General features: G+C 41.2%; 13 protein-coding genes. 10 read left to right on the forward strand and 3 right to left on the reverse strand.

Annotation, left to right across the window (positions count from 1 at the left end; translation table 11 throughout):
- Positions 1–13: 13 nt before the first annotated feature.
- Positions 14–1,054 carry a recombinase RecA gene (gene recA, locus A3217_RS02550; protein WP_066387559.1) on the reverse strand — a complete coding sequence of 347 codons (1,041 nt, stop codon included), beginning with the start codon at positions 1,052–1,054 and terminating at the stop codon, positions 14–16.
- Between the two features lie 295 nt (positions 1,055–1,349).
- Here recA and A3217_RS02555 point away from each other — a divergent pair, with 295 nt between their 5' ends.
- Positions 1,350–1,631, forward strand: coding sequence for an HU family DNA-binding protein (locus A3217_RS02555; RefSeq protein WP_066387564.1), 282 nt, complete (start codon positions 1,350–1,352; stop codon positions 1,629–1,631).
- 177 nt (positions 1,632–1,808) lie between these two features.
- On the opposite strand, the gene A3217_RS02560 is transcribed toward A3217_RS02555, so the two are convergent.
- A complete protein-coding gene (locus A3217_RS02560; protein WP_231860267.1) occupies positions 1,809–2,510 on the reverse strand; it encodes an RsmE family RNA methyltransferase in 702 nt (233 codons plus the stop codon).
- Between the two features lie 8 nt (positions 2,511–2,518).
- Positions 2,519–2,980 (reverse strand): hypothetical protein, encoded by a 462-nt coding sequence (locus tag A3217_RS02565; protein ID WP_231860268.1) that lies wholly within the window; start codon positions 2,978–2,980, stop codon positions 2,519–2,521.
- A 94-nt stretch (positions 2,981–3,074) separates the two neighbouring features.
- Between A3217_RS02565 and hemH the strand changes: the two genes are divergently transcribed.
- The 9 genes from hemH to A3217_RS02615 all read left to right on the forward strand — a co-directional run bounded on the left by hemH (position 3,075) and on the right by A3217_RS02615 (position 14,411).
- Positions 3,075–4,034, forward strand: coding sequence for a ferrochelatase (hemH, locus tag A3217_RS02570; protein ID WP_082807853.1), 960 nt, complete (start codon positions 3,075–3,077; stop codon positions 4,032–4,034).
- Positions 4,035–4,112: 78 nt separating this feature from the next.
- On the forward strand, positions 4,113–4,751 hold the full coding sequence (locus A3217_RS02575) for a thioredoxin fold domain-containing protein (RefSeq protein ID WP_066387574.1): 639 nt from the start codon (positions 4,113–4,115) through the stop codon (positions 4,749–4,751).
- A gap of 42 nt (positions 4,752–4,793) precedes the next feature.
- Entirely contained in the window at positions 4,794–7,718 is a 2,925-nt protein-coding gene (locus A3217_RS02580; protein WP_231860269.1) for a cytochrome c biogenesis protein, read from the forward strand.
- 194 nt (positions 7,719–7,912) lie between these two features.
- The gene (locus A3217_RS08955; protein ID WP_156471830.1) at positions 7,913–8,068 is read left to right on the forward strand and encodes a hypothetical protein; all 156 of its coding nucleotides are present in this window, start codon (positions 7,913–7,915) and stop codon (positions 8,066–8,068) included.
- A gap of 37 nt (positions 8,069–8,105) precedes the next feature.
- A complete protein-coding gene (locus A3217_RS02590; protein ID WP_066387581.1) occupies positions 8,106–8,516 on the forward strand; it encodes a cyclophilin-like fold protein in 411 nt (136 codons plus the stop codon).
- A 47-nt stretch (positions 8,517–8,563) separates the two neighbouring features.
- Positions 8,564–9,505: an aldo/keto reductase gene (locus tag A3217_RS02595; RefSeq protein ID WP_066387583.1), complete on the forward strand. Its 942-nt coding sequence runs from the start codon at positions 8,564–8,566 to the stop codon at positions 9,503–9,505.
- A 204-nt stretch (positions 9,506–9,709) separates the two neighbouring features.
- Entirely contained in the window at positions 9,710–10,921 is a 1,212-nt protein-coding gene (locus A3217_RS02600) for an argininosuccinate synthase (RefSeq protein WP_066387585.1), read from the forward strand.
- A 368-nt stretch (positions 10,922–11,289) separates the two neighbouring features.
- Positions 11,290–12,471, forward strand: coding sequence for a hydrogenase small subunit (locus A3217_RS02610; protein ID WP_066387589.1), 1,182 nt, complete (start codon positions 11,290–11,292; stop codon positions 12,469–12,471).
- 218 nt (positions 12,472–12,689) lie between these two features.
- On the forward strand, positions 12,690–14,411 hold the full coding sequence (locus A3217_RS02615; RefSeq protein WP_066387591.1) for a nickel-dependent hydrogenase large subunit: 1,722 nt from the start codon (positions 12,690–12,692) through the stop codon (positions 14,409–14,411).

A 14,411-nucleotide genomic window follows, 5' to 3' on the forward strand; every position in this document is an offset into this window, starting at 1 on the left:
CCTTATGTTTTTATTACATTTCATCTTGTGGCTCATCAGGCAGTGGCAGAATCTCATCTTTTGTGCCGATTTGCTCTTTTATTTTTGCTGTGATTTCTTGTGCGATATTTTGATTTTCGCGCAAGAAAATTTTCGCATTTTCCCTACCTTGCCCCAATTTAACATCTTTATAAGAAAGCCACGCACCACTTTTATCAACAATATCAAGTTTGATTCCATAATCGATGATTTCACCCTCTTTGCTTATACCTTCCCCAAACATAATATCAAACTCCGCTTCTCTAAATGGTGGTGCGACCTTGTTTTTGACGACTTTTGCTTTGGCACGATTGCCGATATTTTGGTCGTTTTGCTTCAAAGTTGCTATGCGACGAATATCAATGCGCACACTTGCATAAAACTTCAGCGCATTTCCACCTGTGGTGGTTTCTGGACTGCCATAGCCCATAGTGCCGATTTTCATACGGATTTGGTTGATAAAAATTAGCGTGGCGTTCATTTTATGCAAAATCCCTGTAATCTTACGCAACGCATGGCTCATAAGGCGTGCCTGCAAGCCCACATGCTGATCCCCCATATCACCTTCAATTTCCGCGCGTGGCGTGAGCGCAGCTACGGAATCTATCACGATTAAATCCACTGCACCGCTTCTTGTGAGCGTTTCTAGGATTTCAAGTGCTTGCTCGCCATTGTCTGGCTGAGAGACGAGGAGATTTTCTGTATCCACACCAAGATTTTTTGCGTAATACACATCTAGCGCGTGCTCTGCATCGATAAATGCCGCAATGCCACCATTTTTTTGGCATTCTGCGACAATCTGCAAAGAAAGCGTGGTTTTACCGCTAGATTCTGGTCCATAAATTTCAATAATGCGCCCCTTTGGCACACCACCAATGCCTAGCGCCATATCAAGCCCGAGCGAGCCTGTGGAGATTGCATCGATTTTTTCTACCTGCTTGTCGCCCAAGCGCACAAGCGCACCCTTGCCAAAAGCCTTATCAATTTGCTTGAGCGCAAGGTCAATAGCCTTCTGCCGCCTTTCATCTATTGCCATTATTGTATCCTTAAGATTTGAGATTTTGCGAGTCTATGAAACGGGGGGGGATTCTATCTTAAGTTTCTAAAATGTCAAATATATTTTAGCGCGCAAAGCTTTTGATAAAAGAGTTTCAATAGCCAAAATTGCGCATTTGGCGAGCAAAAATTTTTCACATAGTTGCTAAAATAGGGCTTTATAATTGATAAAATTTGTCGCTTGAGCCCGAAATGTGCCTAAATTCTTGACTTTGTAAAAAAAAGTTATTAAAATGCACGCGCCTTTTAAAAAATTTTCATTCGAGGAGTTTGTTATGAACAAAGCTGATTTCGTAGAATTGGTAAAAACTGCGGGCAAGTTTGAAACCAAAAAAGACGCTGAAAGGGCGGTAAATGCTTTTACTGAAGCTGTAAGCAAAGCACTTTCTAAAAAAGAAAGCGTTGAACTAGTAGGTTTTGGTAAATTTGAAACTGCTGTGCAAAAAGCAAAAACAGGTAAAGTGCCCGGCACAAACAAAACTTACACTACAAAAGAAAAGCGTGTTCCTAAATTCAGACCGGGTAAAGGTCTAAAAGATTTAGTAGGCAAAAAATAAATTTTACTGCAAGCTGGGGTTTAAAGCCCTAGCAACTTCTTAGATTCTCTAACTGCAACTTCGCAAATCCACTTTATAAATCCTTAGATTCTGTCTTTGTTTTATTTTTAAAATTGATTGTATTAATGTGGGTATTACATAAATCTTATCACAGGTGAGAGATTTATTAGAATGGTGTTAAAACGTTGCAAATCCCAAAATGCTTGCGGTGAAAATACACGCGCTTTCGCTTCTTAAGGTGTAGGTGTGCTTGATTTGCGCGCGTGTGGTGTTGGAAGATTGTAAGAGTGCGCGCTCATTTTCACTTAAGCCTCCCTCTGCACCGATAAGCACACTCGGACGCACGCTCATTGTTTTAAGCACATAATCTAGTGTAGGGGCTGGAAAATCAAGCGCGATAATATTTTGATATTTTTGCAACACTGCTTGCAAGCTTGGCAAAAATTCAATCTCTAAAAGCTCATTTCTTCCGCACTGTTCGCAAGAATGGATAAGAATCTTGCGCAGGCGCATCTCATTTAACACAATATTTTTTTGTGAAAAATCCGCGTAAAAAAAGCTAAGTTTCCCCACACCTAATTCATTCAAAAAAGGCAAGGTTTTTTCAATTACTTTAGAATCTACAACTGCCCAAATGATATGCGTGCGCGCATTTGAGCTAGAATCTGCACCATTTGCTAGCTCACACACAAAATCCACAAGCTCTAAACGTGCCTTATTGCGTGAAAGCGTGGTGATTTTGTATTCGTATAGATTCCCATCGGCTAGATTTGAAAGGATAAGATTTTTTTCTTTCTGCCAACGGCGCGATTTGAAAATATGCGTATAAGATTCCCCCTCCAAAGTTAGCTCTTTTTTGCCAGCGCATACATCATACAAAAAGCGCATTACACAAAACACACAAGTAAAATAAGCGCATAAAAAAGCGCTTCCAAAAAATAGAGAATCTTTGCAAATTTGATATATCTTTGCATCGCTTCCAAACTCGTCCTTTTAGCAATCTTTAGTATTTTTATGCGCATAATCTCGCCAACAAGCACAAGAAAGCAAAACATGCTCATCAAAATAGTACCAAAGCCAAAACTCTGCGGACTAAAAAGAATGATATTTAGCCCGCTTAAAAGCGCGACAGAAAAGAGAAAAAAGATTAAAGGCATACAATACCAAATCCTTTTATTAAGTTGAATAAGGTTTTTATGAAAAAAAAGATGATAGAGATTGAGCACAATTGGCACGATGAAAAAAAATGCGAAAATTTTGTGGTAAAACACAAGCCCTTGTAAAGATTCCAAAAGTGCGAGAGATTGCATAGATGTATCTAAATGCGTAAATTGCTCTATTGGTTCCATAGATGTGCGTCCTTGTGGGGTAAGATTAACTTTAAAATTCTATTATTACAAAATTTTTTTAACGAGCAGATTCAGGGAAAGATAAGGGAAAAAGATGTCAAAACAAGCTGTGCTACTTTTTAATATGGGTGGACCAAATAGTTTGTATGAGGTTGAGGGTTTTTTAAAGCAGCTTTTTAACGACCCGCATATTTTGGGGATTCGCAATAATTTCCTTCGTAGAAATCTCGCAAATTTCATCGCAAACAAACGCCTAGAGGAAGCAAAGAGGAATTATCAAGCTATCGGCGGTTGCTCGCCAATTATTACTCACACGCTCAATCTCACAAATATGCTTAACGCGCTAGATTCTGCGCGCTTTTATACCTATTGTATGCGCTATACGCCACCATTTGCAAAAGATGTGCTTGCGGATTTACAGAATCAAAATTTTAGCTCGCTCGTGCTTTTTAGTATGTATCCGCAGTATTCCACCACCACGACTAAATCCTCCCTTGTCTCAATCCAACAAGCACTAAGCGAGTTAAAATTCACCCCAAAAATCAAGGTGATTGAGCGTTACTTTTCACATTATGGATATAATAAGCTTATCATCTCACATATCAAAAAAGCCCTTAATGGCGTAGATTCTAAGGATTTCACGCTTATACTTTCTGCTCACGCCCTGCCTCAGAGCCTTGTAAAAAAAGGCGATACTTATCCGCAAGAATGTGAGCATAATCTCGCAATGCTCAAAGAAATGCTTGATACACGACAACTGCATTTTAAAAATATTTTGCTTACTTATCAATCAAAAATCGGACCTATTAAGTGGATTGGTCCGGCCACGCAAGAAGTGCTTAAGTCCTTGAAAAACGACAAGGTGTTGATTTTCCCGCTGTCTTTTACGATTGATAATTCTGAGACGGACTATGAGCTTGCTATTGAATGCAAGCATCTAGCGCAACAAAATGGTATTAAAGATTTTCGCGTAGCAAGTTGCTTTAATGATAGTAGCGAGTTTGCGCAATTTATCGTAGATATGGTGGAGGAATCTACTCAGAATCTTGTGTGAATTTTGGCGCAGGATTCTAGGTAGGATTCTTAGAGATTTGCAAAAAATAATTTATAAAAATAAAAGGGGGCTTACAAAGTGAAAAAGGCTTTGAGATTTCATAAATTGCGAGTGTTTTATTGCGTATTTTTTGCGCTATTTGGGGTGTTGTTTTTGGGGTGTGAGGATTCTAAAGTCGAGTTTTCAGATTCCAAAGGTACGCCACAATCGCGCATACAAGAGATAGAATCCCTTGATAAAGCAAGCTATGCAGGTTTAGAAGATGTCTTTTTAGATACAAAGCTTATCACACCAGATAGCAAGCCTCTTGTGCTTGTTTTTGGCAAAAATAACTGCACTTATTGCGATAAATTTAAAGATAATCTCAAAGTAGATTCTGAAACAAAAGAGCTTTTGGCACAAGATTTTTCGGCGTATTATATTAATATTGATTACACCAAAACGCACGAGGTGAAGTTTGGCGATGACAAAAATGAGCCACAAAAAAGCGTGTTTATCCAAACGCTTGATTTAGCCAAACAATATCAAGTGCGTCCAACGCCGACTTTTATCTTTACAGATTCTTTGGGAAATGCGTTTTTTGCCTATCCGGGATTTTTGAAGCCAGCGCAGTTTAAGGCACTTTTAGAGCGTATAAAAGACATTAAAATTGTGCAAAAAGATTCCCTCAATGCACTTTCAGATGAACTTTTTAAGCTTGTAGAAAATGCGCAATAGCAAAATGCGCGATAACACCACCTCAACTTTTAAGGAGAGAAAATGAAAAATTCCACGTTTGCACGCACGCTTGTCCTGTTGTTTGCCAATATGCCTTTGGTGCTACTTTTGATTGCGATTTATGCCATAGCTTGTGGTGTCGCGACTTTTATAGAATCCGCACAAGGCTCGCTTGTAGCGCGCGCAAGTGTGTATGGGACTTGGTGGTTTGAGATGCTTCATATTTGGCTACTGCTTAGTCTTGTTGGCTGTTTTCTCACTTCAAAATCGTGGCAACGCAAAAAATACGCCTCACTCGCACTTCACTTTTCATTTATCCTTATTATTTTTGGCGCTGGAGTTACGCGCTATATGGGATTTGAAGGCACAATGCCGATAAAAAATGAACAAAGCTCAAATAGAATCTACTCAAGTGAGCCCTACCTCATTATTCAAGCTTTTGACAAGAGCACACAACAATTTCAAGGCGTGGAAATTGAGATGATTGCTCCAGCGCGCAAATATTACATTCTCAATCTTTTTGACAAAGAGTTTTTGCTAAAATTTGGCGCATTGGAGCACAAAGAAAGCGAGTTTGGTATGCCTTACACAACGTTAGAGCTTGAAATTTTAGAATCTAAAGAAAAACTTACTTTGTCTGATAAACTCTTTGGTGTGGGAAAAGAAGAGTGGGAAAACGCCACAAAGCTTGAAATTATCCAATCCCAACTTGGCGATATTCCAGAGCAGATTCACACAGAAATTGGCGAAAAAGTATTCATCATCGGTTGGGGGAGCAAGATTATCGCGCTTCCTTTTAAAATCTATCTTGATAAATTTGTGCTTGATCGCTATCCGGGTTCGCAAATGCCCTCATCTTACGCATCTTTTGTAAAAGTCGAAGATAGCGCAAATAATACGCAAAAAGAGGCAAAGATTTTTATGAACAATGTGTTGGATTATGGCGGTTATCGCTTTTTTCAAAGCTCGTATTTCCCAGATGAAAGCGGGACGATTCTATCTGTCAATAATGACCCCGGCAAGCTCCCAACCTACATTGGCTATGCACTTTTAATGCTTAGTTGCATTTGGCTACTTTTTGATAAAAATTCGCGTTTTAATGCCTTAGCACGTTTTGTGAAATCAAAATCAAGCCTTGCGTGCGCGAGTGTATTACTTTGCCTTAGTCTTTTACCGCAAACCACCTATGCGCAAAATGCGCTAGATTCTCAAAATACACAAAGAGAGCAAAGCACGCAAAACATACAATCCCAGCAAGCCTCACAAGATTCCAATCATCATTCACAAAAGCCCACACAAGAGGAAGTTGCACAATTTATCGAGCTTATAAAGAAAAATTCCAAAGCCTTTAGCGAGGATTTTGGCAAGGTGTTAATGCAGGATTTTGATGGGCGCATTAAGCCACTAGATACTATTGCAGCGGATTATATCCACAAAATGACAGGCAAGGACCACTTTTTAGGACTTAGCAACACGCAGCTTTTTTTAGCAATCCTTATCGCACCTGAATATTTTAGGGAAGTCAAACTCTTAAAAAGCAAAAGTCCGGAATTGCGCGAACTTCTAGGTAATGATCCTAAAAAGGCGTATATCGCGCCCATTGATGCGTATTTGCCTGATGGTACTTATGTTCTTGCAAACTATGTAGAGCGCGCAAATCAAAAACCCCTCAAAGAACAAAATACCTTTGATAAAGATGTGATCGAATTTAACGAAAAGCTTTATGTTTTTGGGTTGATTTATTCCACAAAAGCCTTGCGCGTGCTACCTGATGTAAAAGAAAATGTGCAAGATTGGTATGATGTTGATAGCGTGATTGTCAAAGCGGTGATGGAAAAAGACAATGCGACCTACGCGCGCGTGTATAAAATCGCAGAATCTCTCTCGCGTGGATTTTTACTCGGTGTGGAGCAAAATAATTGGGAGCTTGGCTACAAAGGTTTAGAACTCTTGCAAGAGTATCAAAAAGAGTATGGTAGTGATTTACTAATTTCACATGGTAGGATAAAAGCAGAGATTTGGCTTAATAAAACGCGTCCATTTGAAAAACTAACTTTTCCTTATTTAATCTTTGGCTTTGGGCTTTTTATCATCACGCTCATCGCAATTTTACGCAATAAAGCAGTAAATAAAAAGTTTAAGCTCACTTTTTACACACTCATCGCACTCTGCTTTATCCTGCATTCTATCGGACTTGTTGTCCGCTGGTATGTGAGTGGGCACGCACCTTGGAGTAATGCGTATGAATCAATGCTTTACATCGCGTGGGCGGCGGCACTCTCTGGCGTGGTGTTTTTTAGAAAGTCCTCTCTTGCACTTTGCTCGGCGTCCTTTTTAGCCGGTATCACGCTTTTTGTGGCAAATCTAGGCGATATGAATCCACAAATTGGCAATCTCGTCCCCGTGCTAAAATCCTATTGGCTCAATATCCATGTCTCCGTTATCACCGCGAGTTATGGCTTTCTGGGGCTTTGCTTTGTGCTTGGGATTATCACGCTTGTTTTATTTACACTCCGATCATCAAAGCGTAAAAATATCGAAGATTCTATCCTCTCACTTAGCGCGATTAATGAAATGAGCATGCTATTTGGACTCTTTTTGCTCACTGCTGGGAATTTCCTTGGTGCGATATGGGCGAATGAATCTTGGGGGCGCTATTGGGGCTGGGACCCAAAGGAGACTTGGGCACTTATTAGCATTGGTGTGTATGTGATTATTTTGCACCTGCGATTTTGCGGGTTTAAAAATATGCCACTTATTTTTGCCTCTGCGAGTGTGCTAGGATTTTTTAGCGTGCTGATGACTTATTTTGGGGTGAATTATTTTTTGGTAGGAATGCACTCTTACGCGCAGGGCGAGGCGGCGAGCATTCCGGGATATATTTATATTATGGTGGCGTGCGTGGCGGCACTCATTGCCCTAGCAGTCTTTAAAAACAAAAACGCACCTTTAGAGATTAAACTCTAAAGAGTGGCTTATTTGTGGGAATCTTGTTTTATTCGAGCAAGATTCTATCTTGTAAAAATAACTTCTCAAAAAACTCACAACCAAAAAAAATAACTCACATATTAACCGCAAATCTATAAGTTTTTTATTTTCATTTATAAAACAATCTTACAAAAAATCACATTTCTTACTATTTACCCCTTGACAAACACTAAGTGTCAAACTTTATAATTGCATTTTCAAACACCAAAATAAAAGAATACAAAATAAAAAAATACACACAACTTGGCGCGTGTGGCGCGGGCGTGCTGCTAGTGGGTAATGTAGCGGAATCTAGCGCATTGCAAAATGTGATAAAACCTCGCAGATGAAAGGCTTTAAGGGGGATTCTAAAAACAAGGAGGTATATTGAAACTTTTAATTGCATTTTTAATGGCATTAGCAATGCTGCAAGGAGAAAGTATGATAAAACTGCGATTTGACGAACAAGAAATTCTTGTCAAAATGGATAATACCGAGAGTGCGAAATCATTCTTGGAGCTTTTGCCCTTGAGAGTAAAAGTGGAGGATTACGCGGGGAAGGAAAAGATATTTTCAATTCCTCGCAGACTTCAAACAGGCGCAAATGATGGGGCAAACTACAATCCACAAATTGGTGATTTATTTTATTTTAGCCCTTGGGGAAATGTCGGAATCTTTTATGACAAACAGCCATCACATAACGGACTTATCCGACTTGGAATCTTGCAAGGCGGAGTGGATTCTATCAATAAACTTAAGGCGCAAAGAGATGATTTTGAGCTAGAAATCTCTGAATAAGACGTTTTACTATTTTGTTGTGTAGCACAAAAATAAGGAGTTTAACAATGGAAAAACAAGGCAATGATCGTAGAAATTTTATTAAGGTTGGCGTTGGAGCTTGCGCGGTGTTAGGCTTGAGCGGGACTTTGTCAGGTTTAGGCGCAAAGGGTGTAGATTCTGCTAAATCATCAGAATCTAGCGTAAATCAAGAATTTATCACATTAAATAATGACGTACAGATGCCACTTATCGGGCTTGGGACTTATGCGCTCACTGGCTCGCTTGGCGTTGGCATAGTCAAAGAAGCTGCAAGGCTTGGTTATCGCCTCTTTGATACCGCGCAAATGTATAATAATGAACGCGAGGTGGCGCAGGGCTTGCGCGAAAGTGGCGTGGCACGCGAAAAACTTTTCATTATGACAAAGATTTCAAATGATATGGGCTACGATGAGACAAAGCGCCATATCGATAGGACTTTGGCGGAGATGAAACTAGAGTATCTCGACTTGCTTTTATTGCATCGGAATTTTTCCTCGACAAGTGCGATGTATAGGGCGATGGAGGATTTTTATACTCAAGGCAAGCTAAAAGCACTCGGAATCTCAAACTTTAGAGAAAAGGCGTATTTGGACTTTATCAAAACCTGCAAAATTGTGCCTGCGGTCAATCAAATGGAGACGCATATTTTCCTACAACACAGCGCATATCAAAAGCTTATGCGCGAAAATGGTGGCTGTGCGTTGCAATCGTGGAGTCCTTTTGATTCTGGACGCAAGGGATTTTTCACAAATGAGACTTTGATGAAAATTGCCAAAAAACACAATAAAAGTGTCGCGCAAGTGGCTTTACGCTGGCTCACACAACGCGATGTAGTGGTGATACCAAAAACCTCTAAAATAGAGCGCTTAAAAGAGAATCTCAATATTTTTGATTTCACACTTGATAGCGATGATTTCGCACAAATTGCTAAACTTGACACGGGCAAAAGCTCTGTTGGCTGGTGGTGAGTGAAAGAAAATCCTTGTGCAAATCGCCAACCTTGAAAATCTTAGAATCTCAAAGGCAGAAGCAAAAAGAAGTCTGCCAAAAACGCGCACGTAGATAATAAGTGCAGTTTCCAAGATAGATTCAACAAACTTTGCCTTAAATTTATTTATAATGCGCGGTTGAAATTGTTGCAAATTTAACAAATCTCACTGCAAGGAGCAAATATGAAAAAGCAAGTAAAAAAGGTGGTTTTAGCTTACAGCGGAGGGCTTGATACGAGCGTGATTTTGAAGTGGCTTGGTGATGCGTATGGGTGCGAAGTGGTGACTTTCACTGCGGATATTGGACAGGGAGAGGAAGTCGAGCCAGCGCGCCAAAAGGCTTTGAAGCTTGGAATCAAAGCAGAAAATATTTTTATTGAGGACTTGAGGGAAGAGTTTGTGCGCGATTTTGTATTTCCTATGTTTCGTGCAAACACCATTTATGAGGGCGAATATTTGCTAGGCACGAGCATTGCGCGCCCACTGATAGCCAAGCGTTTGGTAGAAATCGCCAAAAATGTGGGTGCTGATGCAATTGCGCATGGTGCCACAGGTAAGGGAAATGATCAAGTGCGCTTTGAGCTAGGGGCTTACGCGCTAAACCCAAATATCAAAGTCATTGCCCCGTGGCGTGAATGGGATCTTAATTCGCGTGAAAAATTACTTGCCTATGCGGAATCTGCGGGGATTCCAATCGAGAAAAAGCCTAATCAATCGCCCTACTCAATGGACGCAAACCTTTTGCATATCAGCTATGAAGGGCAGATTCTAGAAGATCCGTCAATCGCGCCAAATGAGGATATGTGGCGCTGGAGTGTAAGTCCCAAAAACGCACCAGATAAGGCGGAAATCATCACGATAGAATTTAAAAATGGCGATGGCGTGGCGATAAATGGCGAAAAGCTAAGTCCGGCGAAATTTTGGGAAAAACTAAATGAACTAGGTGCACGCAATGGCATTGGGCGACTTGATTTGGTGGAAAATCGCTTTGTGGGTATGAAGTCGCGTGGTTGCTATGAAACGCCCGGTGGCACGATATACCTTAAGGCTCACCGCGCGATAGAATCTTTGACGCTTGATAGAGAGGCGGCGCATTTGAAGGATTCCATTATGTCAAAATATGCCGAGCTTATTTATAATGGATTTTGGTTTAGCCCCGAGCGCGAGGCATTGCAAGCACTTATTGACAAGACGCAAGCGCGTGTGGAAGGTAGTGTGCGCCTAGAGCTTTATAAAGGCAATGTAAGCGTGCTAGGCAGGGAATCTAAAAACTCGCTTTTCAACGCGGCGTATAGCACCTTTGAAGAGGATAGTGTGTATAATCAAAAAGACGCCGAGGGCTTTATCAAGCTAAATGCCCTGCGCTTTATCATCGCTGGCAAGCAAAAGCAATAGACGACTTCCAAACAATCACCATTTGCAAGGACTCGCCTTGCAAACACCACTTGCACAATTTAGTCTTTTAATAGCTGGATTTCTCCATAAAATAAATGCTAAGCACGATTTTTTATTGCTTTGCTCGCAACAACGAAGCAATGAAAACTCTTCTCATAGTCCAAACAAGGCTAGTTGGATTCCCAAAATTTCACAAGCAGCAACGTCACTCGAGCATAGAATTATAGAATATAAGAAACTCCTTAAATTGTTTAGTTTAGTAAAAATTTTTTTGTATTTCTGCTTTCTGGGTGCTTTTTGTATGTTTTTTAGCTTATAATTGAGTGGTCTTTATGGCGGTAATATCAACTTAATAAGGGGGGGGCAAGATGAGTGATTACACACAAGAAAAGTTGCTAGAGCGCATAAATAAACATCTTGACGAGCTAGAAAAGCTTCCAAAGATTAGAGAAAATACTTCGATTATGCAGACTTTGCAAGAGCACGGATTTTCACGCAGGGACTTTATGAAATGGGCTGGGGGTATGGCTGCGATGCTGTCTTTACCCTCGATTTTTATCCCAAGTATCGCGCGTGCGGCTGAAATGGCTGATAGAATGCCTGTTATTTGGCTACATATGGCTGAATGCACCGGTTGTAGCGAAAGCCTCTTGCGCACGGATACGCCTACGATTGATAGCCTCATTTTTGATCATATCAACTTAGAATACCACGAAACCATTATGGCTGCTTCTGGCTGGCAGGCTGATGAGAATCTTGAAAACGCGATAGAAAAACACAAGGGCAAATATGTGCTTTTGGTAGAAGGTGGCATACCTGATGGCGATAGCGCATATTTCTTAACCGTTGGCGCGCACGCAAAGACTGGACGCGAAATCGCAATCCACGCGAGTGAAAATGCAAGCGCGATTTTTGCTATCGGCACATGCTCGAGTTTTGGCGGGATACAAGCAGCTAATCCAAATCCAACAAACGCCAAACCACTACATAAAATCACAAATAAGCCCGTGATAAATGTGCCCGGCTGTCCGCCGAGTGAGAAAAATATCGTGGGAAATGTGTTGAATGTCTTGCTTTTTAAAACATTACCAAAACTTGATGTTTATAATCGCCCAAAATGGGCTTATGGATTGAGAATCCACGATTTATGCGAGCGTAGGGGGCATTTTGATGCGGGCGAGTTCGTGCAGGAGTTTGGTGATGATGGCGCGAAAAATGGCTATTGCCTCTACAAAGTGGGTTGTAAGGGTCCATATACTTTTAATAATTGCAGTAGAGAACGCTTTAACTCACATACAAGCTGGCCAATCCAAGCAGGACACGGCTGCATAGGTTGCAGTGAGCCAAATTTTTGGGATACGATGAAAACTTTTGAAGAGCCTTTGGGAGATAGGCTTTTCCAAAGCACCTTTGGCGGTTTGGGTGCAGATGCGATAACAGATAAAATTGGCATAGGCGTGCTAGCACTCACCGGCATAGGCATTGCCGCACACGCCGTGCTCTCCAGCGCAGTGGCAAAAGAGGATACACAAGAGCGCACAGATTCTTAAGAATCTGTGCGATGTGGAATAGATTCTTTAATCATCAAAAAACATTAGAGAATCTTACAATCTTAACAGCTAAAAATGGCAAAATATGCACGCGTAAGCGAAGTGCAACGAAGCTGAAGCGGAGCTTGTCAGGGGCTTTGCTCTTGTAGGTGATATTAAGGAATAGCGAAGCGGAATCTATTTCAGCGCAGACGATACTAATTTGAAAGGAATAAAAGATGAGCGAACAAAGAATCATAGTCGATCCAATCACGCGGATTGAAGGGCATTTGAGGGTTGAAGTTATTGTTGATGAAAATAATGTTGTGAAGCAAGCTTACAGTGGCTCAACTTTGTGGAGGGGGATTGAGACGATTTTGAAAGGGCGTGATCCTAGAGATGCGGGCTTTTTGACACAGAGAATCTGCGGAGTTTGCACTTTCTCGCATTATCGCGCAGGTATTGAAGCGGTGGAAAATGCACTTGGCATCACACCGCCTCTCAACGCCATTTTGACGCGCACATTAATGAACGCCGCGCTTTTCCTTCACGATCACCCGGTGCATTTTTATCAACTTCACGCGCTTGATTTTGTGGATATTTTAAGCGCGCTTAAGGCTGATGTGAGAAAGGCAAGCGACGAGGCATTTAAGTGGAGTTCCACACCTTATGCGTGTGGGGCGGATCATTTGAAGGCTGTGAAAGAAAAAGTTGCAGCTTTCGCGCAAAAAGGCTCGCTTGGCGTGTTCGCAAATGCGTATTGGGGGCACTCTACCTATCATTTGAGCCCAGAGCAAAACCTTATCGCACTTAGCCATTATTTAGAATGTTTGCGCTTGCAACGTGTCATCGCGCAGGCTATGGCAGTTTTTGGTGCGAAAAATCCTCATCCTCAAAGCCTCACCGTTGGTGGCGTTACTTGTGTTATGGATTTGCAAAATCCCGCAAGATTGGGCGAATATATGGTGAAATTTCAAGAAATGGCGGATTTTGTCAATCGCGCGTATTACGCGGATTTGCTAATGGCTGGAAGTGCGTATGCAAAAGAGCCTAGTGTGCTTAATGATGTGGGTGTGCCAAATCTCATCACGCATAGGGATTTCCAAGTGGGTGTAAATGAGTTTCTCTTTGAAAGTGGTTATATCCTTAATGGCGATGTAAGCAAGGTGTATGAGATTGATGAAGAGCTGATTACTGAGGAAGCGACAAGCTCGTGGTATGCGGATTCTGAGCCGTTGCACCCATATGATGGTAAGACAAATCCAAACTACACGGGCTTAAAAGAAATGCAAACGCTTAACGCACAAGGAAAGATGGAAACTAGTAAGGTTTTTGATATTTCTGGCAAATATAGCTGGATTAAATCCCCGCGCTACAACAGCTTACCTATGCAAGTAGGACCACTTGCGAACATCGTGGTAAATTACGCGAAAGGAAATAAAAATGTCGTGCCGGTGGTTGATGAGTTTTTGAAAGCAAGCGGTTTGCCTTTAGGCGCGGTTTTCTCTACGCTTGGTAGAACAGCTACGCGTATGATAGAAGCAAAAATCATCGCAGACAATGCACTAAAAGCCTTCAATGCGTTGGTTGAGAATCTCAAAATCGATGATTCTACCTGCGCGCGCTATGTGATTGATAAAAATAAAAGCTACAAAGGCAGATTTATCGGAAATGTGCCTAGAGGGCTTTTGAGTCATTGGTGTAGGATTGAAAATGGCGTGATTGAAAATTGGCAAGCGGTGGTACCCTCCACGTGGAATGCAAGTCCAAAAGATTCTAAAAATCAAATGGGAAGCTATGAAGCCTGCCTTATTGGGTTAAAAATCGCTGATTTGAAACAGCCGCTAGAAATTATCCGCAAAATCCACTCTTATGATCCTTGTATCGCGTGCGCGGTGCATGTGATGGATACAAAAGGCAATGAGCTAAGTAGCTACAAAGTCAATCCAAACCTCGTATAA

Source organism: Helicobacter himalayensis, from assembly GCF_001602095.1.
Lineage (GTDB): Bacteria > Campylobacterota > Campylobacteria > Campylobacterales > Helicobacteraceae > Helicobacter_F > Helicobacter_F himalayensis.

Excerpts from the sequence above, each read along its gene's own strand:
- recA (WP_066387559.1), bottom strand. The coding sequence starts at position 1,054 with ATGGCAATAGATGAAAGGCGGCAGAAGGCTATTGACCTTGCGCTCAAG.
- A3217_RS02555 (WP_066387564.1), top strand. The coding sequence starts at position 1,350 with ATGAACAAAGCTGATTTCGTAGAATTGGTAAAAACTGCGGGCAAGTTT.
- A3217_RS02565 (WP_231860268.1), bottom strand. The coding sequence starts at position 2,980 with ATGGAACCAATAGAGCAATTTACGCATTTAGATACATCTATGCAATCT.
- hemH (WP_082807853.1), top strand. The coding sequence starts at position 3,075 with ATGTCAAAACAAGCTGTGCTACTTTTTAATATGGGTGGACCAAATAGT.
- A3217_RS02580 (WP_231860269.1), top strand. The coding sequence starts at position 4,794 with ATGAAAAATTCCACGTTTGCACGCACGCTTGTCCTGTTGTTTGCCAAT.
- A3217_RS02595 (WP_066387583.1), top strand. The coding sequence starts at position 8,564 with ATGGAAAAACAAGGCAATGATCGTAGAAATTTTATTAAGGTTGGCGTT.
- A3217_RS02600 (WP_066387585.1), top strand. The coding sequence starts at position 9,710 with ATGAAAAAGCAAGTAAAAAAGGTGGTTTTAGCTTACAGCGGAGGGCTT.
- A3217_RS02610 (WP_066387589.1), top strand. The coding sequence starts at position 11,290 with ATGAGTGATTACACACAAGAAAAGTTGCTAGAGCGCATAAATAAACAT.
- A3217_RS02615 (WP_066387591.1), top strand. The coding sequence starts at position 12,690 with ATGAGCGAACAAAGAATCATAGTCGATCCAATCACGCGGATTGAAGGG.